General features: G+C 52.0%; 14 protein-coding genes. 6 read left to right on the forward strand and 8 right to left on the reverse strand.

Annotated features, from left to right (window positions below; genetic code table 11):
- Positions 1-30: 30 nt before the first annotated feature.
- Together ACO08I_RS19950 and ACO08I_RS19955 are read left to right on the forward strand one after the other, a co-directional pair.
- Positions 31-2031 (forward strand): fumarate reductase/succinate dehydrogenase flavoprotein subunit, encoded by a 2001-nt coding sequence (locus tag ACO08I_RS19950; protein ID WP_421946886.1) that lies wholly within the window; start codon positions 31-33, stop codon positions 2029-2031.
- A gap of 42 nt (positions 2032-2073) precedes the next feature.
- The gene (locus ACO08I_RS19955) at positions 2074-2826 is read left to right on the forward strand and encodes a succinate dehydrogenase/fumarate reductase iron-sulfur subunit (RefSeq protein WP_282776861.1); all 753 of its coding nucleotides are present in this window, start codon (positions 2074-2076) and stop codon (positions 2824-2826) included.
- Positions 2827-3009: 183 nt separating this feature from the next.
- Here ACO08I_RS19955 and ACO08I_RS19960 read toward each other — a convergent pair whose 3' ends face one another.
- The 3 genes from ACO08I_RS19960 to ACO08I_RS19970 are packed head-to-tail and all read right to left on the reverse strand — an operon-like array spanning position 3010 to position 7030.
- On the reverse strand, positions 3010-4233 hold the full coding sequence (locus ACO08I_RS19960) for a PQQ-binding-like beta-propeller repeat protein (protein ID WP_282783897.1): 1224 nt from the start codon (positions 4231-4233) through the stop codon (positions 3010-3012).
- Positions 4234-4243: 10 nt separating this feature from the next.
- Positions 4244-5878, reverse strand: coding sequence for a hypothetical protein (locus tag ACO08I_RS19965; protein ID WP_282783895.1), 1635 nt, complete (start codon positions 5876-5878; stop codon positions 4244-4246).
- A gap of 3 nt (positions 5879-5881) precedes the next feature.
- The gene (locus ACO08I_RS19970) at positions 5882-7030 is read right to left on the reverse strand and encodes a T9SS type A sorting domain-containing protein (protein WP_421946887.1); all 1149 of its coding nucleotides are present in this window, start codon (positions 7028-7030) and stop codon (positions 5882-5884) included.
- A gap of 576 nt (positions 7031-7606) precedes the next feature.
- Here ACO08I_RS19970 and ACO08I_RS19975 point away from each other — a divergent pair.
- On the forward strand, positions 7607-8659 hold the full coding sequence (locus ACO08I_RS19975) for a sugar phosphate isomerase/epimerase family protein (RefSeq protein WP_421946888.1): 1053 nt from the start codon (positions 7607-7609) through the stop codon (positions 8657-8659).
- 14 nt (positions 8660-8673) lie between these two features.
- Entirely contained in the window at positions 8674-10992 is a 2319-nt protein-coding gene (locus tag ACO08I_RS19980) for a TonB-dependent receptor (RefSeq protein ID WP_421946889.1), read from the forward strand.
- Here ACO08I_RS19980 and ACO08I_RS19985 read toward each other — a convergent pair.
- Positions 10974-11570 carry a hypothetical protein gene (locus tag ACO08I_RS19985; RefSeq protein ID WP_044216812.1) on the reverse strand — a complete coding sequence of 199 codons (597 nt, stop codon included), beginning with the start codon at positions 11568-11570 and terminating at the stop codon, positions 10974-10976. The two genes, ACO08I_RS19980 and ACO08I_RS19985, sit on opposite strands and share 19 nt — an antisense overlap.
- Positions 11571-11970: 400 nt before the next feature.
- Between ACO08I_RS19985 and ACO08I_RS19990 the strand changes: the two genes are divergently transcribed.
- Positions 11971-13101 carry a S1C family serine protease gene (locus tag ACO08I_RS19990; RefSeq protein WP_421946890.1) on the forward strand — a complete coding sequence of 377 codons (1131 nt, stop codon included), beginning with the start codon at positions 11971-11973 and terminating at the stop codon, positions 13099-13101.
- 326 nt (positions 13102-13427) lie between these two features.
- Positions 13428-14138 (forward strand): ComF family protein, encoded by a 711-nt coding sequence (locus ACO08I_RS19995; protein ID WP_409915580.1) that lies wholly within the window; start codon positions 13428-13430, stop codon positions 14136-14138.
- Between the two features lie 6 nt (positions 14139-14144).
- On the opposite strand, the gene ACO08I_RS20000 is transcribed toward ACO08I_RS19995, so the two are convergent.
- The 4 genes from ACO08I_RS20000 to ACO08I_RS20015 are packed head-to-tail and all read right to left on the reverse strand — an operon-like array spanning position 14145 to position 18395.
- Positions 14145-15311, reverse strand: a complete 1167-nt coding sequence (locus ACO08I_RS20000) for a hypothetical protein (RefSeq protein ID WP_421946891.1) — start codon at positions 15309-15311, stop codon at positions 14145-14147.
- Between the two features lie 38 nt (positions 15312-15349).
- Entirely contained in the window at positions 15350-16951 is a 1602-nt protein-coding gene (locus ACO08I_RS20005) for an ATP-dependent DNA ligase (protein WP_421946892.1), read from the reverse strand.
- Positions 16948-17979, reverse strand: coding sequence for a ligase-associated DNA damage response exonuclease (locus tag ACO08I_RS20010; RefSeq protein ID WP_044216804.1), 1032 nt, complete (start codon positions 17977-17979; stop codon positions 16948-16950). The genes ACO08I_RS20005 and ACO08I_RS20010 overlap by 4 nt, the downstream gene beginning before the upstream one ends.
- Positions 17980-18017: 38 nt before the next feature.
- Positions 18018-18395, reverse strand: coding sequence for a nuclear transport factor 2 family protein (locus tag ACO08I_RS20015; RefSeq protein ID WP_044216802.1), 378 nt, complete (start codon positions 18393-18395; stop codon positions 18018-18020).
- Between the last annotated feature and the right edge of the window lie 2 nt (positions 18396-18397).

An 18397-nucleotide genomic window follows, 5' to 3' on the forward strand; every position in this document is an offset into this window, starting at 1 on the left:
TTTATCTGACAACTGCAAAACTTGATTGATATGCCTTTTCAAAGTAATACTCCTCCGGGGCCATTAGCGGAGAAATGGACGCGTTACCGCGGTACCATGAATCTGGTGGCACCCAACAACAAACGCCGCATCGAAGTCATCGTTGTCGGTACAGGTCTTGCGGGCGCTGCTGCGGCAGCTACACTGGGCGAGCTGGGCTACAAGGTGAAAGCGTTCACGTTCCACGACAGCCCCCGCCGGGCGCACAGTATCGCCGCTCAGGGTGGTATTAATGCCGCCAAAAACTACCAAAATGACGGCGATAGCGTCTATCGCCTGTTTTACGATACCATCAAGGGGGGCGACTACCGTTCCCGGGAAGCAAATGTGCACCGCCTGGCAGAGGTGAGCCGCAATATCATTGATCAGGCGGTGGCGCAGGGCGTGCCTTTCGCCCGTGAATACGGTGGACTGCTGGCTAACCGCTCCTTCGGTGGGGTGCAGGTAAGCCGTACATTCTACGCACGGGGACAGACTGGACAGCAGCTGTTGCTCGGAGCTTATCAGTCCCTGTCGCGACAGATTTCCAAAGGCAGCGTGAAAATGTACAACCGCCACGAAATGCTCGATGTCGTCATTCAGGATGGCAAGGCGCGGGGCATCATTGCCCGTAACCTGCTCACGGGAGAGCTCGAGCGCCACGCGGCTCACTGTGTGGTGTTGGCCTCCGGTGGTTACGGCAACGTTTTCTACCTGTCCACCAACGCCATGAATTCCAACGGTACCGCCGCATGGCGTGCGGTGCGCCGCGGAGCCTACATGGCGAACCCTTGCTTTACGCAAATCCACCCGACCTGTATCCCGCAGTCTGGGGAGTATCAGTCCAAGCTGACGCTCATGTCGGAGTCCTTACGTAACGACGGCCGGGTTTGGGTACCGAAAAAGCAGGAGGACGCACAAGCCATCCGCGAGGGCCGCAAAACCGGAAATGACATTCCGGAGGCAGACCGCGATTACTACCTGGAGCGCCGCTACCCGGCATTCGGTAACCTCGTGCCACGGGACGTAGCTTCCCGCGCGGCCAAAGTAGCCTGTGACGAAGGGCTTGGCGTGGCACCAACCGGACTGGCGGTATTCCTCGATTTCGAATCGGCGATCATGCGCTACGGTCAGGCAGAAGCCAATACCAAAGGCATCAGCAATCCAAGCGACGCCAAAATCAAAGAGCTGGGCGAGAAGGTGGTAGAGGAAAAGTACGGTAACCTCTTCGAGATGTACGAAAAGATTACCGGCGAGAATCCTTATCAAACGCCTATGAAAATCTATCCGGCAGTCCACTACACCATGGGCGGTCTTTGGGTAGACTATAATCTGGAGACGAATATCCCGGGCCTCTTCGCTACCGGAGAAGCCAACTTCTCCGACCACGGTGCCAATCGCCTGGGTGCATCTGCGCTCATGCAGGGGCTGGCAGACGGCTACTTCGTGCTGCCTTACACCATAGGCCAATTCCTCAGCCAGGAAATCCGTACGCCGATGATCGACCCGAACAGCCCGGAATTCGAGCAAACCGAAAAAGACGTGGAAAACCGCCTCAATCAACTGATGAACATCAAGGGCAATCAGTCTGTGGAGAGCTTCCACCGCCGCCTGGGCAAAATCATGTGGGAATACTGCGGCATGTCGCGTAATGCAGATGGCCTGAAGAAAGCCCGCAAGATGATTCAGGAGCTCCGCGAAGAGTTCTACAAGGACGTCTTCATCCCCGGTGACGCGAAGGACTACAACCCTGAGCTGGAGAAAGCCCACCGGGTGGCGGACTTCTTTGAACTGGGCGAGTTGATGGTCGTAGATGCCCTTGACCGTCAGGAGTCCTGCGGTGGCCACTTCCGAGAGGAATACCAAACGGAAGAAGGCGAGGCACTGCGTGATGATGAGAACTACGCTTACGTGTCTGCCTGGGAGTATACCGGTTGGGACGAAGACCCGAAACTCCACAAGGAAGAGCTGGTATTTGAAAATGTAGAGTTGAAGACCCGGAGCTATAAATAAGCTTCCTGACACCCAATTGCTTCAACTACAAAATCAAAGAACATGAAACTCACATTAAAAATATGGCGCCAAAAAAGCGCCAACGCTAAGGGGAAGTTTGAAACCTACACGGTAGAGGCGACCCCCCACATGTCATTCCTGGAAATGCTGGACGTCCTTAACGAGGACCTGATCTCCAAAAAAGAGGAGCCCGTTGCCTTTGAGCACGATTGCCGGGAGGGCATCTGTGGTACCTGCAGCATGGTGATCAACGGAGAGCCGCACGGTCCTATGCAAGGTACGACTACCTGTCAGCTGCACATGCGCCACTTTAAGGACGGCGATACCATCGTGATCGAGCCGTTCCGCGCCAGCGCATTCCCGGTCATCAAGGATCTCGTGGTTACCCGCGATTCCTTTGACCGTATCATTCAGGCAGGCGGGTACATTTCCATCAACACCGGTCAGGCGCAGGATGGTAATGCCATTCCAATCGAGAAGGAAACGGCTGCGAGTGCCTTTGATGCTGCAGCATGTATTGGCTGCGGTGCCTGTGTGGCTGCCTGCCCAAATGCTTCGGCTATGTTGTTCGTCAGTGCCAAGGTCGCGCACCTGGGCCGTTTGCCACAGGGTGAAGTAGAGGCCAAGCGCCGCGCTCAGGCGATGGTCAAGCAGATGGACGACGAAGGCTTTGGCATGTGCTCCAACATCACCGCATGTGAAGCGGAGTGCCCCAAAGGCATCTCCGTAGAAAATATCGCTAAGCTAAACCGCGAGTACCTGTCCTCCGCACTGGGGTCAGAGACCACGGTCTAGGCAAAAAGTAAAGTGAATTCGCAGGAAAGCCGCTGTCTGTTTTGGGCAGCGGCTTTTGTCTTTGGGGTGTTACTTGGATTAAATCTTTACCCTTAGCAGCCCTACCGCTGTATCATAAGCGGAATAACGTTTTGCTTGCCTTCCGCCCGGAAAGGAAGGATGGTTTTACCGTGCCTCCCACATTTACGGCCTGCGCACCCTAAAGCCAATAGCATGCTTGTACGTACTGGTGAAGAACATATCGCGCTCCTCATCATAAACCACATCATTATTGTAGGCAGAGTTGTCGAACCGGTGCTCCCGGTGCAGGGTCTCTCCGGTTAACGCATCCAGGACCATGACGGAGCCGTAGCCCCAGGAGGTGAATACCAGTAATTCCTCCTTCTCGTAGTATACCATATTGTCAGTGCAATTGGGACCACCCTTAGGGTTGTTCCATATTAGCTCGCCCGTCTCCGGGTCAAGACAGGTGACATCCTCCTGCCCGTTGTTGACATACAACCGGTTTTCATGTATAAGGTGGTTTGTATTTGCCCAAATGGCCCAGGGATAATCAAATTCATACCGCCACAGCTGCGCTCCTGTCTGCACATCAAAGGCGTAAATGCTCCAATCTCCACCGGTGATGACAATGCGGTTGTCGTAGACGACTGCATTTTGACCTACATTAGACATGAAACGTTCCGTTATGGAATCCATTCTCCAAATCTCATCTCCTGAGTCATAATCAATACAAATCAAATTTTGAATAGATTCTTCCGGCAGGTCATTTTCCCAAGGGTATTCGTTAAATATGATATTGATTTCTGAAGCGTTGTCTGTATAAAATGCAGGTGGATTGATTAAACCATTGCTAGTTTGGTATACAACTTCTAATTCTCCTGTTGAAGGGGATAATTTAAAAAACTTTGTGTTTTGAACCGGACTGCCTAGCCCCCACACCGATCGGAAGTATAAACTGTTATTAAAAACATCGAACTTGACTCCTCTTGTCATGTTCATCGCCTTTAAATCAATCTCCCAGAGTGCCACCTTTGTATCCAAATCTATCCCTACTATCCCTCCACTGCACATACCGACATAGATATTATTGAACACATAACTTACATCAATTTCATCTTTTATAGCACCCTCATGAACATATTCCCACTCTTTCTCTCCGGTATCTTTGTTGAAGGCTAGTATCGTTGGGGGGAATCCAATATCTCCCCCAATAAGAAGTAAATCTTTGTACTGCTGTGTATTATCTGTCCCCACTATCTCCTTTTCATAATCCACCCGGGTGGCCCAAGCCAACTCGAATACAGTATCCTGTTCTACGATGGGAGGATTGGGGGAGAACGGGCCAGGCTGCCTGCAAGCCCAGAAAGTAAGGCTTACGGAAATCATTAAGGTGTATATAATCATTATCCTCATATTACCTGAATTCGGTAAAAAAGTAGCCTTGGTCAAACGCTCCAAAGCTTTCCTCAAAGATCTTTATCACCGCTTCTTCCATCTCACTATCGTTCTTCATCTGCATGTGGTTGGAGCCATCCATAAACTGGACTGGATAGTTCATTCCCGGCCCGTTCATCGCGGATTCGGCGAGGATGAAGCCGTCTGAAAGCTCCCTGACGGTTTGCATTTCGTAGACAGGATACTCACAGGCAAAAGGATTGGAGACGCCCCCGCAGTTAGGGTCAAATCCCAAATAGGCGGTACAACTGCCTACAATACCGTCATAATCATAGTAGTCGCATCCGACTTGGACGAGGCCCGTCTGAGAAGCCCCGATCAACTCCTGCCAGGTAGGGTCGAGGGTGCTAAACCAATTGACACCTTCTCTGTAGGCATCTGCAATAGGTTCTGCGCTCGTCCAGCATAAAGGCCACCAGCCACAGTAGGCATCGTGCAGCCCTTGCCAGAAATTCATGCGGGTGACGTAAAAATCCAGTTGCTCAGCGACTTCAGCAATCCCGGCAGCATCAGATCCATCTGCATTATATAAAGGCCATTCATCGGGGCTGGATTCCGGCAATAATGCTCCAATGAAACGAGGCGTAAGGGTCTCGTCATTGTGCCCATCCTCAATACCATAGAAAACAACTTTGTGGTCTGTAACCATATCTGGTATTGCTGATGCTGCAGTTGTAGTCAGTTCCGCTTCCACACCTTGCTCCGCAAAACTCAAAACCAAAGGAAAACCAAAATCAACCCCTGCCTCACAGACATCATTCAATGCACCTCCGCCAAAACCAAATAGGATAGCCATGCTACCCAGTGCGCCTAAATTATTTATCCCTTCTTTGGCAGGCCCGGCACCCAGCTTTTGGCAGGCATTAGTTAGTACCCCATCAATGACCTGTGGATTCTCAACGAGCGTATTGGCTGCAAATGCACCCTGGTGCGGCGTCCCGATGGTAATCAGCCCATTGTACAGCGGCGTGCCCGTGGTTGGTTCTGTCATTTGCCCTAAAGTACGCGCGACTAAGCCGCCCATGCTATGTGCGATGATAAAATTACGCTCTGCATTTAAAATTTGCCCATTGATTACGTCATTAATATCAATCTCCACATTTGCCGCAGAGGTAGCCAAGGTCTGCTGGGAAGCATTATAGTCTGGCCTTCTGCTATTGGCTTTGAAGCGTGCCTGCACGTCGTCACCGACTAAGGTAAAACTGGTTTCATTTCCCTGATAACCATGCAGCCAAAAAACGTTCCGGTCAATTATGGCTCCCGGGCATCCGCTCGGGGGATTGCCCGGCGCTCCATAGCATAAGTCTTCTCCATCGGGCACCCCGTCTCCATCGCTGTCCAGGTCAAGGTAGTTGGGTATCCCATCATTATCAAGGTCGCCTGTGCCTTCTATATCATCAGGGATCCCATCGCCATCGGAGTCCGTATTTATAATAACAGGGGGTACTAAAGCGGCTTGAAAGACCGTATCGTTTATGTTGACTGGGCCGGTTGGGCATTCTGCCAGGAGCAGGTATTCATCGATATTCCCCACCTGGGCATACACAGAGCCAGCAAACAAGGCTGAAACCAAAATAGGTATTATCTTTTTCATGTCTTATTGTTTAACGAATTTTGAGGTATACTGGTCTTTCCCCTGTACACATTTTACCAGGTATATGCCGGGAGGCATCCCACTAATGTCGATATCAAAAGACCTGACGCCTTTGTCTACCTGGCGGTGTACTAAAACTTCACCCGCCATGTTCACAATTTGCAGTGCCGTTCCTAAATCCGTTGAAGGAATGACTATTGATAATTGCTTTTCGCCAGGATTGGGAAAAACCTCAAGCAGGCCAGGCATGGTAGCTTCGCTTGATCCATCATTGCCTCCAAATGTAAAACCATCTTGGCTGCCACAAGCATCTGAGTAGTTGGTATAAGTCACTTGGGCAACCGTTTCATAACAGTCTCCATTTTCAAAAAAACCAGGAGTGACCGTTATGACCCTTTGAATTAAGTCCTCCTGAAATAGACTGTTGTATTCATAATGAGTTTTGACAGTTTTAGCAATGCTCCCGGCTTCAAAATGCTGCCTGGCAAATATTTTTTCAGCTATATCCCAAACTAAATTTATTGAAGTGTCTTGTACCTGAATAATGTCCTGTGAAATATAAACATCATACCCATCGTCCTGAAAAGATTTGAGTTCCCGCCAGCTGGGATAAGAAAAGGCGAATCTGGGCAGAAAGCCTTCCATATCTACTTTTTCATTCCAGGCTTCATAGGCTTTAAACGCCTGTTCGGAGTACTCCTGAGCCAGATATCTGCCATCAGTCTTAGTTTTTGAGGCCTCGACGTATGCACCATGCACTGTCTCTCCCTTTAAACCTCCGGTCCAACCATCAGGCAGGTACTCATTTTGTTCCGCAAAATAAGCCTTAATCCCGCTCTCGTCGCTACGGATAGTGGAGGGGTGAGTGTACCATGCAGGGAACATATTTTCGTGAGAAGCAAAGTGTACATCATGAACAGCGTTGCCAGCAGAGTTGAAGTACTCATGGTGGTTTTTGATGTACTCTTTCTTCCTAAATTTAAGCTTGTCTAGAATGCCCAAGGCAGGTAAGTCTACATCACCAACTACTGATAGCCTTTCCGTGAAGGCTTCATCATAGCACAAATTATTTACCAGAGGCGTTTGCGCTGATAAAATGAATGCTCCGCCTAACATACTGATAACGTGCAAGCATAGAATTTTCTTTTTCATTACAGAGGTTTTTTTATTGATTGTAGAATGCCCCTTAATAGTCTAAAGAGCATAAAAAATACTGACACCTTGTTAAAGAGTCACTTGACCCAATAACAAGAGGATGATACTTATCTCAAGTACCTTTTTTTAAAACCCTGATCAGGACGAAGACTCGTACAGCAAAACGACAGTACTTGACTTTAGAACACTAATGAGTAAGTTCAAAAAATATCCTATGGTGCTTCAATCCGGTAAATGGTGTTGTCCAATCGTAATAGTAAGCGCCAGCGCGTGCATTTATTAGAAACAGAAACCACAACCTAAGCCAGGCAGTAAACTTACTGATCTGGTCCAGTTCTAAAATTTTGTATCGCAATGTTTATTCAATTAGATGCAAGATACCCCCCCTATGATATTTCCAAACTTCTATTAGGGTTTTTCAAAAAAAACATTGTAAAGGTGGGTGGATTCGGTATAATGTTTATTGTTATGACCTAAATTAGGCCTGCTTGGGCTTTCGTTAGCTTTTTGGATAGCTAAAGCTTCAGCAGCTTTTCCAAAAAATCCGTACTTTCCAATCTAAAACCCACGACTATGAAGACCATGAAAGGCCCCGCCATTTTCCTCGCTCAGTTTATGGGCAATGAGCCCCCATTCAACAGCCTCGATGCCATCTGCGCCTATATGGCCGGGCTTGGCTACAAAGGCGTTCAGATCCCCACCTGGGAAAGCCGGCTCATTGACCTGCAGCAGGCTGCAGAAAGCCAAACTTACTGCGACGAGCTCAAGGGCAGGATTGCCGAACATGGGCTGGAAATCACCGAGTTGTCTACTCATTTGCAGGGGCAGCTGGTCGCCGTACACCCGGTTTACGACAAGCTGTTTGACGGTTTCGCGCCGGAAGCGGTGCACAACAACCCTAAAGCCCGCACAGAGTGGGCCGTTCAGCAGCTGAAATGGTCGGCCAAAGCCAGCCGTAATCTGGGATTAGATGCGCATGTGTCCTTTTCCGGTGCCCTGCTTTGGCCCTTTATGTACCCCTGGCCTCAGCGCCCGGCCGGCCTGGTGGAAATGGGTTTTGAAGAACTCGCCAAACGCTGGAAACCTATACTCGATGCTTTTGACGAGCAGGGCGTGGATGTGTGTTACGAACTGCACCCGGGCGAAGACCTGCACGACGGAGACTCCTTTGAGGCCTTCCTGGAAGCATTGGACGGCCACCCGCGCTGCTGCATCAACTACGACCCCAGCCACTTTGTGCTGCAGTGCCTCGACTACATTCAGTTTATTGACTTTTACCATGAACGCATCAAGGCCTATCACGTTAAGGATGCGGAGTTCAACCCTACCGGCAAACAGGGTGTTTACGGAGGGTATCAGCCCTGGTTAAAGCGGGCGGGCCGTTTCCGGTCTCTGGGTGACGGAGATGTGGACTTCCGGGCCATTTCCAGCAAACTGGCAGAGTATGACTACGACAGCTGGGCCGTACTGGAATGGGAATGCTGCATCAAAAGCCCCGAGCAGGGTGCGGCAGAGGGTGCGCCCTTCATTCAGGAGCACATCATCGAAGTGACACAGAAGTCTTTCGACGATTTCGCCGGGGGAGGGTCAGACGATCAGCTCAACCGCGATACGCTGGGGATTTAAAATCAATCATTTTCATGCGCTACGTTTACTTACTGGTTCTGCTGTTAGGCACTTTTTCACTATTCTCGCAGTCCTCACCTACCCAAACCGTTCGGGGGAAAGTGCTGGAGGCAGGCACCAACGCACCGCTGACCGGGGCGGCAGTTGAGCTTATTGGCTTCGGTTCGGGTACCGTGACGGACGATCGGGGGCAGTTCCTGTTTCCAGAAGTGCCGGTTGGGCGGTACGAACTGCGGGTAACCTTCCTCGGGTACGCGCCCTTTATCCTGGCGGAAGTGCTGGTGGAATCCGGTAAGGAAGTGGTGCTGGAACTACAGCTCAAGCCGAAGCCACAGGCTTTAGACGCGGTGGAGGTGACCGCTGCCCGCAGTGGCATGCAGGTGGTGCAGCCTTTGGGCGTCAAAACCATGACCATCGAACAGGTGCGCCGTTTCCCGGCCACCTTCTACGATCCGGCACGGTTGGCCTCCTCTTACGCAGGTGTGGTCAATACCAATGATCAGGCCAACGGCATGAGCATTCGGGGGCACTCGCCGGACCACATGGCCTGGCAACTGGAGGGGATTCAGATTCTCAATCCTAACCACACGCCTAATGCCGGTACTTTCTCCGACCGCACAACGATGAACAGCGGCGGCGTCAATGCTTTGAGTGCTCAGCTGCTGTCGACCTCCCACCTCTACACCGGCGCATTCCCGGCAGCCTACGGCAATGCCCTGAGCGGGGTGATGGACATGCGCCTTCGCCCAGGCAATAATCAACAGCAGGAATTCACGCTGCAGGCCGGGTTGATCGGTTTGGATGTTGCCGCTGAAGGTCCTTTTTCTAAAAACAGCGAAGCCTCCTACCTGGTCAATTACCGCTATTCTACCGTAGGTTTGCTTACGCAGGCCGGCGTGAACTTCGGAGAAGAGGCGATTAATTTTCAGGATTTGTCCTTCAACCTGGTTTTTCCCGGGCAGAAGGGTGGTAAGTTAACTCTCTTTGGGGTGGGCGGCCTTAGCAGCAACCTATTCGATGGGCAGGCTGACCCCGAATTGCGAGAGTCGGATAAGGATTTGTTTGAAATCAATTTCCGGTCGAACATGGGCATAGTAGGGGCGACCCACGAACAGCCGGTTGGTGAACGGGGGCTTTGGTTTACCGGGCTTGGGGTTTCTGCCGTCGACCAGGAGCGCTACAGCGAGGCCTTAATTCCGGATTTGCAGGAGGCACTCCCAAGAGCTTTTCTGGAGGATGATGACCGCCTGCGCCTGATTTCCGGGCATACCTACTACCGGCACAACTTCATTCGGGGGCATCAGGCACAATTCGGGCTTCAGGTACGGGCGTTTGACCACCTTGACCAACTGGAAGGGGCCTCGCCGGATGCAGCTACGCAAAACGAAACTATCCTGACTCCATACTTCACCCTAAGCGGCCCGCTATCGGGTCGGGTGAGCTATCAACTGGGGCTCCACCTGCCTGTCTATCTGGAATCCGAGCCCGTTTATGTCGAGCCCCGGGCTTCCTTAAGCTATCAGCTGGCGCCTCAGCATCAACTCTATGCAGGTTACGGGCTGCATTCTCAGATAAGCTCTCCGTATTTCCGGGCATTCGGGGCACTGTCTCCCACCCGTTCTCATCAGGGTGCGCTAGGCTACCAATGGCAACCGCAACCGGCACTGAGCGTAAAAGTCGAGGCGTTCTACCACCACTTATTCAATGCACCGGTTTTTGATGTGGCAGGCGGCGGCGCCTTCACCACGCTGAACGAGCTCAACAGCTGGTCATGGCTGGACGGAAGCATCCGGGAAGAAAAGGCAACGGGCGATAATTATGGGGTTGAACTTTCCGTCGAACAGCTCCTGACCAAAGGCTTTTATTATCTGGCTAATTTGACGTTGTACCAGGCTGATTTCACTTTGCCCGGTGAAGCAGCTCAAACAGGCCGCTACGATGGGCGCTACATCTTCAATGCCGCCGGAGGAAAAGAATGGCAAAAGGAAACCGATAAACATATAAGGACCATAGGGCTGAACCTTCGGGTGAACTACCTGGGAGGGCTTAGGGACCTCCCGATAGATGTGGATGCTTCTGAGGCTGCAAGTTATACCCGCTTTGATTTTTCAGCCGGCTATACCGGGCAGTTTCCCGATTTTTTCCGCACCGACCTGCGGATTTACATCAAAAAAAGCCGGAAAAAGTACAGCAGCACCCTTGCGCTGGACATCCAAAACCTGACCAATCAGGAAAATGTAGCTTACACCTACTACGATATCCTCCAAAATGAGGTGTTACAGCGCTATCAGTTAAGTCTGATCCCGATTCTGACTTACCGGGTGGAGCTTTGAGGGAGGGGCGGAAGAGGCTCAATACCTGGCACGGTGGTTTCGAACCAACGCAGCGGCGCCTGCATTTTGTCGCCGGTTTCGGTATCGCACTTGAAGAAAAGGTAATACAGTTGCAGGTTGCTCCCCAGCCTTCCGAGCAGGCGTTGCAGACGTGCCTGTCCCTCTTGTGGCAGCTGGTAGACGAAAATGCACCGCCAGGCATAAAACGCTTCATCGTGCAGTTCTAAAATATCAAGAATGCTGGTATCAGCCGTAAACTGCTCCATATAGCGCCGGGCGATCATACCGTGGTGCTTAGACCAGTCGCGGGGCGTACCCCGAACCTCTAAATGCTTGAACGTATCATGCACAAGCGTGATGAGCCGCAACTTTCGGCGTACGCAAGGGGAAATGTCAAGCCGGTCTACATTTTCCAGTACCTCAAGGATATGTTTATACACCTCTCCTTCCGGATGACCAAACCGTGGAACGCCCCAAAGCAGGCCCTCTTGAAAAGCATGGTCATTAAGGAGCGCCGCTTCTGCTTCATTTTCAGGGCAGATGAGTTGCTGTAGGCGTTTGCGATAGTCTTGAGTCATGTCAGATTTAAAGGTTAGCCAAGCGTAAGGGCACGGATGAAAGGTGTACTTACCATAGAACTCCTGCTGTTTCAAATCCGTTCACCACGCCCGTGAAACAAAGTGAAAAAGACCAAAAGAGATTTGCGATAAAACCCGGAGGGGACTCACCGAAATCTGCTATTCGGCATACGGCAGAATAGAATGGTCAATTTATTTGAGGTGCTGTTCGCAAGTGCAGGCATTCAAGATAACGATTTCCACTTAAATCAGCAAGAGGGTTGTAAAAAGTACCTGTAGTTAAGCTACCGTTAAAGCCCTGAAATTCCCATAACAAAGATCGCAGCTCAGGCGTTTTGCCAAATGTTAAGAGATCAGAATGCATCTCGGCAATCATCAAACACAAAATATTCATCCGATTATGAAACAGCTATTTGCACTCGTGTTCGCGGGTATTGTAGGTGGCCTGATTACCCTTGGCGGTTACAGTTTGTTGGCCCCACAGCCCACTTTGCCTGTCACGCAGGACAATGCTTATGCCCAGGCGGTCAGAAATGTCAATGTGTCCCCTGCTATGGCCAATGCGCCTTTCGACTTCAAGGAAGCAGCAGCTAAGTCCATGCCTGCCGTGGTCCATATTTCTTCTAAAATTGCTCAGCCCACCTCCAACCGTCAGGATCCGTTCCGGTTCTTCTTTGGCGATTCCTACGGTGGCGGTCAGCCTCAGGGCGGTACCGGTTCGGGCGTGTTCTACTCCAGCGATGGCTACATCGTGACGAATAACCATGTAGTAGCGAATGCCGACGAGGTGGAAGTAACCTTGTATGACAATCGTACGTATACTGCTAAAGTGATTGGCACAGAGGAAAAGTCCGACCTGGCCGTCATCAAAATCGAAGGCAACGACTTCCCCACGCTCGACTTCTCCAACAGCGACGAAGCTGAAATTGGGGAGTGGGTGCTGGCCGTTGGTAATCCTTTTGACTTGACCTCCACCGTAACCGCGGGTATTGTAAGTGCCAAAGGGCGCAGCATTAACCTGCTGGGAGGCGGAAAAGCCATTGAGTCCTTCATACAAACCGATGCTGCCGTCAATCCTGGCAACAGCGGTGGCGCTTTGGTGGATGCAGAGGGCCGGTTGCTGGGCATTAACACCGCTATCGCTACCCGTACCGGTGTATTCTCGGGCTACAGCTTTGCCATTCCGGTGAACCTGGTCCGCCGTATTGCCGATGATATCATTGAGTATGGTAGTTTCCAGCGTGCCTACCTGGGCGTCGAGATATCAGAGCTCGATGGTGATTATGCCCGTGAATTGGGCTTGCCTATTACGCAGGGGGTTGTTATTGAGAAACTGGTGGAAGGCGGCTCCGCAAAAATGTCCGGATTGTTGCCTAAAGATGTGATCGTCGGGGTAAATGGCCGGGAGATTAAATCCGTTCCGGAATTGCAGGAGATTATCGGTCAGGCTAAAGCCGGTGATATCATGGACGTGGCGGTCAATCGCAATGGCGAAGAATTGAGCCTTCCCGTTCGGCTGAAGCCGGAGTAAAAAGCGGCTAAAGTTTGATTGCTTGAATAAATTCAGCGGTCAAATCGCGTTTTGTAAGAAAAATGACGGCTTCGGCCTTGCGCTTAACCGCTACAAAACTTAAATTGAAAGAAGCGGTATAAGCCATTGAAAACTAAAATAATATCGGATTCTTTTAAGAAATCCTTAACACCACTTCAAGCAACATTCGGCCCACGGATTCAGTTAGTGGTGATAAAGAAACTTGTTTAAAGTTGGTTTTTCGTTTTGTTTTGATGCGTCTGTCTCGCTTTGCGGGGCAGACGTTTTTTCTTACCTTCAAAGGGCAAAACCAACGCACTGTCCGGATGTCGGTACCACTCCAATCATTACCCCCTTGGCTTGACGATTTGCTCGGGCTTTTCTACCCCAATCTCTGCTATGCCTGCGACCGCAACCTGCCTTCCGGGCAATCTGACCCGATTTGTCTTACCTGCCGGTATAAACTGCCGCAAACCGACCATCACCTGCACCTGGACAATGCGTTCACGGAGCGCCTGTGGGGGCGTCTGGAACTGCAAACAGCAGCTGCTTTTTTCCAGTTCGTTAAAGACGGGCGGGCACAGCGCCTGCTTTACCACCTTAAATATAATGGCAAGCAGGAGGTAGGCCGGTACATCGGGAAGTGGTATGGTGAAGTGCTGCGTTCGGTACCCGTTTATCAAAGTGTGGAAGCGATTGTGCCGGTTCCGCTGCATCCCAGAAAAGAAAAAATGCGGGGGTACAATCAGGCGGACTGGTTTGCTAAAGGGCTGGGGGAGTCTATGGATCGTCCTGTAGTACAGGCACTCAGGCGGGTCGTCTTCACCCAAACGCAGACACGCATGACACGCGCAGAGCGGCAGGTGAATGTCAGTCAGGCATTTGAACCGGTTGCCGGGGTTGACCTCAGCGGCAGGCACGTACTGCTGGTCGATGATGTAGTCACCACCGGTGCTACGCTTGAAGCCTGCGGCGCTGAGCTCTTGCGGTATTCCAACCTTGAATTGAGCATGGCAGCCATCGCCATCGCCGATTGATCCTGTCTATGGTTGCGCTTTTACCGATAGTAAAATGGGCTGCTTCGAGCCGTTTTTGAAAACCTGCATCTGCTCAGGTGCCCCAAACTGGGCCTGAACACTAGACAGGTAAGCACAGTAGTCATTGTACCAGCCCGGAGAGGCCCTGCGATCAATCTGATTGATCACATCGCCCATGCGCAAGCCAGCTTCCCAGGCCGGGCTGCCCACTACGATAAAGCCTACCGTCAGGTCACTTTTCGGGGTGAAATGGGGCATCCAGCCTAATTTGGGCAGCGAGAAATCCGGTGTTGGAGCTTCCGCTCTTGGAGAAAGCTGAATGTTGGCCTCTTTAAAGTTGAGGGCGAGATTGTACCGAGCCCACAAGGCATTGCCAATCTGATTCTGCCGGCCGGACTGTACCTTAAGCGTTCCCTGAAAATCGAGCCCGCCCACCTGAATGCCGGTATTTTCAAAGACAACCGCCGTATCAATATCTGAAGCAAAACGGTCCACCACCGCCCGGTCGTAGACCATGCTGCCACCATCAGGCAGTTGCTTGCTGCTGATGCGCACCGGGCCGCTCTGCCCTATACTGGCTATTGCTTTAGCTTTGCCCATAGCTGCTGTGGCTATTCTCACTTCCGGCTGCCCATAGGGCGTAGGTTTGAAGGGTAGGGTGTGAACAGCTGAAGGAGCGGGCAATATTTGCGCCAGGTCAGAAAAGATGAGCAATTGTTGATCAAAATCGATATACCAGTTGCAGTGCCGGATGATATTAGCGCCAATAACACCAGCTTCGGCTATGCACTTGGGGGCAGCATAGCCGTCGTAATTCACAATCTCGACGGGCACGGTAGGGAAGGTGATGCCGCTAAGATGGAAAGCGTCGAGCGTGGTGACCGCCCCTGCCTGAATGCTGTTGGGCAGCCCCAGGTATTCCCGGGTGGCTTGTGAAATCGTACTGACGGCAGCACCGCTGTCCCAGATGAAGTCAAGCGGCATGCTTTTGTCGTTCAGGCGGGCCCGCACAACGATGAAGCCTTCCCGGAATTCGAAAGGCAGGGTGTCCCGGAAGACGGAAGTGGATGGAGGCGCTGCCTGATAAACCTCCGGCGCAACAGCAGGCGAGCAAGCCTGGAAAGCGATCAATAGTGCTGCAAACAGGCTAAAAGCAAGGCAATTTCTGAACATGAGATTAATGGGATTAATTTGGCCCAAAAATACACATTTTAACCACCTTCTTCATAAAGCTTTAGCAGCTGATGCAAATCTTCCAGCGTATTGGCTTCCTTCAGGGGTTTGTCCTTGCGCCAGCGGGAAATGCGGGGAAAACGCAGAGCAACGCCAGACTTGTGCCGGGAGGATTTTCGGATGCCCTCAAAGGCAATCTCAAAGACATGGGCTGGCTCCACACTGCGCACCGGGCCAAACCGGTCGATGGTATTGCGCCGCACCCAGGCCGTGATTTCCCGGAATTCCTTGTCGGTCAGCCCGGAGTAGGCTTTGGTAAACGGCACCAACTGCTTGTCATCCCAAACTGCGAAGGTAAAGTCGGTGTATAAATTGGCTCGCCGCCCGTGCCCGCGTTGGGCATAGATCATCACAGCGTCGATGGTCAGCGGCTCAACTTTCCATTTCCACCAGTCGCCTTTCTTGCGGCCGGAGCGGTAGGGGCTGCCTTTGTGTTTGAGCATGAGGCCTTCGCTATGATACTGCCGGGCATTTTGCCGCTCGGGCTCCAGCTCCTGCCAGGTGGAAAAATTGACGCGTTCGGATAGCATTAGGATGCCGTCCGTCTCCGTTTGCTCCAGCAATTGTTCGAGCAGTGCCCGGCGCTCTTCCATCGGGCGCTCCCTGATGTCCTGTCCTTCCCACTCCAGCAAGTCGTAGGCTACCAATACTACCGGCGCTTTTCCCAGAATTTTTTTGGTGACATTCTTACGCCCGATCCGGGTTTGCAAATCATTAAAAGTTAGGGGCTGCCCGTCTTTGTAAGGTAGGATTTCCCCGTCGATAACCGTGCCATTAGGCAGGATTTCGGCGAGGGGATGATACTCCGGGAATTTGTCTGTTACTAGTTCTTCGCCTCTCGACCAGACGAAAAGTTCCCCTTTTCTGACGATGAGCTGCCCGCGGATGCCATCCCATTTGCGCTCAGCGATCCAGTCTTTCGGCAGGCCGAGATCGTCCGGGCTGTCTTCCAGGGCATAAGCCAGATAGAAAGGGTAGGGCTTGGAAACGTCCTCTAACGGGTCTTTGGTAAGGATGAGGTCTTCGAAGGTGGTCTTGTCGGGTGTCCAATCGCCCATGATGCGGTGGGCGAGGGTGTTCTCATCAATTGCTGTGGATTGGGCGAGCGCCCGGACCATCAGCTTTTGGGATACGCCAATGCGGAACCCGCCCATAATGAGTTTATTGAAGACCAGGCGCTCGGTATAGTCCATTTGCATCCAGGCATCGGTGACGCGCTGCTTTTTTTCGGTTTCCTCCAGCTTGTCCAGCGCTTTGATGTACTCAATCCAGTAGGTGAGGCCCTGTTTGTTGCTGCTGTGCGCCTTGGGCAGGGTCAGGGCAATGGCTTCGCTCAGGTCGCCCACCACATGATAGGACTCTTCAAACAGCCAAAGCGGAATCCCGGCGAGTTCGGCAGCCCAGTGCCGCAGGAGGGTTGTATTCACCGTACGCTTGGGGCGGCGGTGGGAGAGGATGGCCACCGTCCAGAGCCGGTCCTCATCATTGGCCTGATCGAAAAAGCGGGCCAGTTCAGCGACTTTGGTGTTGGTCTTGGTGGTTTGGTCCAGGCGGGTATAGAGGTTGGCAAATGCTCTCATGCGTCCTTTTCGTTTTCCATGTCCTCGGCATCATCTTTATCCAGAGATTCGCCTTCGTATTCGGTTGCAGCTTCCCAGGCATCGAGCCCGCACTCTTCCCGCAGCCAGCGGGCAAAAAGGTTGGTATAGCCGTGTGTTACCGCCACCCGTTCTGCTCCGGTAGCTTTGATGGCATCATTGAGCTCGTTCCAGTCGGCATGGTCTGAGAGGACAAAGCCCCGGTCGGCAGCCCTTCGCCGGCGGGTGCCCCGCAGTGCCATCCAGCCAGAGGCGATGCCTACCGACGCGGACTTAAACCGCCGCATCCAGTTGGAGCCAGTGGCAGAGGGGGTGGCCAGTACCAGGCTGCCTTCGAAGTCTTTTGATTTGTACTGTTGGGTGATGCGCCGGGTTTCGGGTAGCCTGATGCCTTGTTTGCGCATGACCTGCGTGGTTTTCTCAATAGCGCCGTGCGTGAAGATGGGCCCGATTTCGGCATCGATACCGTGCAGCAAGCGTTGTGCTTTCCCCAGAGCATAGGCTGCCAAAACACTGACTTTCCCCTGATCCCGGTTTTGCCGCCACCAGTCATTGATCTCCTCAAAAACAGTGTCTTGCGGTTTCCAGCGGTACACCGGCAGCCCAAAGGTGGACTCTGTGATGAAAGTATGGCAGCGGACCGGCTCGAAGGGCTCGGATAAGCCATCAGGTGCTACCTTGTAATCGCCTGATGCGACCCAGACTTCCCCTTTATGCTCTACGCGTATCTGAGCAGAGCCAACGATGTGCCCGGCCGGATGAAAAGAGAACTTTACCCCGTTGATGGTCGTTGCTTCTCCAAACTGAACGGTGGAGAGGTTGATGTTGCCAAGCCGGTACCGTATAACCGGTGCTGCAGCTTCGGTACAAAGGTAATGCTGATGCCCCCAGCGGGAGTGATCGGCGTGCCCATGAGTGATCAGCGCCTTACTGACCGGGCGCCAGGGATCGATGTAAACATCCGCGGGTGGGCAGTAGATGCCTTTATTGGTAAATTCGAGTAGTGCCATAGCGAGGTTGGGTTGCAGTTCTACAACACCATTATAGCTTAGGAGTTTTGAGTGCGCTCCAATGCTGGCCGCGTTTGCGAGGCGTCGTAGATAATTTTGAGCTCTGTAATTTTTCCGGCTGCATCAAAGCGGAAAATATCGACACAGTCAAAGGTGACCTGTTCGCCGTTAGCGAGGGTCCAGTGGTAAAGGAAATTGACGGCAGCATGTTCTGTGCTATGGGTATTAAAAATATGCAGGAGTTCTATATTGGATGCAGAGCTGTCCTTCAGCAGGGCAGGGTAGAAATTACGGGCTGCCTGCTGTCCGTAGAGGGGAGAATGTACGATGGCCTGAGGAGCAAACAAATCCAGGAGCTGAGCTAAGTCTCCCCGGGAAAGCGCATCAAGGTAAGTACGGATGGCGTTTTCCTGCATGC

Origin of the sequence: Phaeodactylibacter xiamenensis, assembly GCF_965229835.1 — a bacterium.
Taxonomy (GTDB): domain Bacteria; phylum Bacteroidota; class Bacteroidia; order Chitinophagales; family Saprospiraceae; genus Phaeodactylibacter; species Phaeodactylibacter xiamenensis.

Excerpts from the sequence above, each read along its gene's own strand:
- ACO08I_RS19950 (WP_421946886.1), top strand. The coding sequence starts at position 31 with ATGCCTTTTCAAAGTAATACTCCTCCGGGGCCATTAGCGGAGAAATGG.
- ACO08I_RS19955 (WP_282776861.1), top strand. The coding sequence starts at position 2,074 with ATGAAACTCACATTAAAAATATGGCGCCAAAAAAGCGCCAACGCTAAG.
- ACO08I_RS19960 (WP_282783897.1), bottom strand. The coding sequence starts at position 4,233 with ATGATTATATACACCTTAATGATTTCCGTAAGCCTTACTTTCTGGGCT.
- ACO08I_RS19965 (WP_282783895.1), bottom strand. The coding sequence starts at position 5,878 with ATGAAAAAGATAATACCTATTTTGGTTTCAGCCTTGTTTGCTGGCTCT.
- ACO08I_RS19970 (WP_421946887.1), bottom strand. The coding sequence starts at position 7,030 with ATGAAAAAGAAAATTCTATGCTTGCACGTTATCAGTATGTTAGGCGGA.
- ACO08I_RS19975 (WP_421946888.1), top strand. The coding sequence starts at position 7,607 with ATGAAGACCATGAAAGGCCCCGCCATTTTCCTCGCTCAGTTTATGGGC.
- ACO08I_RS19980 (WP_421946889.1), top strand. The coding sequence starts at position 8,674 with ATGCGCTACGTTTACTTACTGGTTCTGCTGTTAGGCACTTTTTCACTA.
- ACO08I_RS19985 (WP_044216812.1), bottom strand. The coding sequence starts at position 11,570 with ATGACTCAAGACTATCGCAAACGCCTACAGCAACTCATCTGCCCTGAA.
- ACO08I_RS19990 (WP_421946890.1), top strand. The coding sequence starts at position 11,971 with ATGAAACAGCTATTTGCACTCGTGTTCGCGGGTATTGTAGGTGGCCTG.
- ACO08I_RS19995 (WP_409915580.1), top strand. The coding sequence starts at position 13,428 with ATGTCGGTACCACTCCAATCATTACCCCCTTGGCTTGACGATTTGCTC.
- ACO08I_RS20000 (WP_421946891.1), bottom strand. The coding sequence starts at position 15,311 with ATGTTCAGAAATTGCCTTGCTTTTAGCCTGTTTGCAGCACTATTGATC.
- ACO08I_RS20005 (WP_421946892.1), bottom strand. The coding sequence starts at position 16,951 with ATGAGAGCATTTGCCAACCTCTATACCCGCCTGGACCAAACCACCAAG.
- ACO08I_RS20010 (WP_044216804.1), bottom strand. The coding sequence starts at position 17,979 with ATGGCACTACTCGAATTTACCAATAAAGGCATCTACTGCCCACCCGCG.
- ACO08I_RS20015 (WP_044216802.1), bottom strand. The coding sequence starts at position 18,395 with ATGCAGGAAAACGCCATCCGTACTTACCTTGATGCGCTTTCCCGGGGA.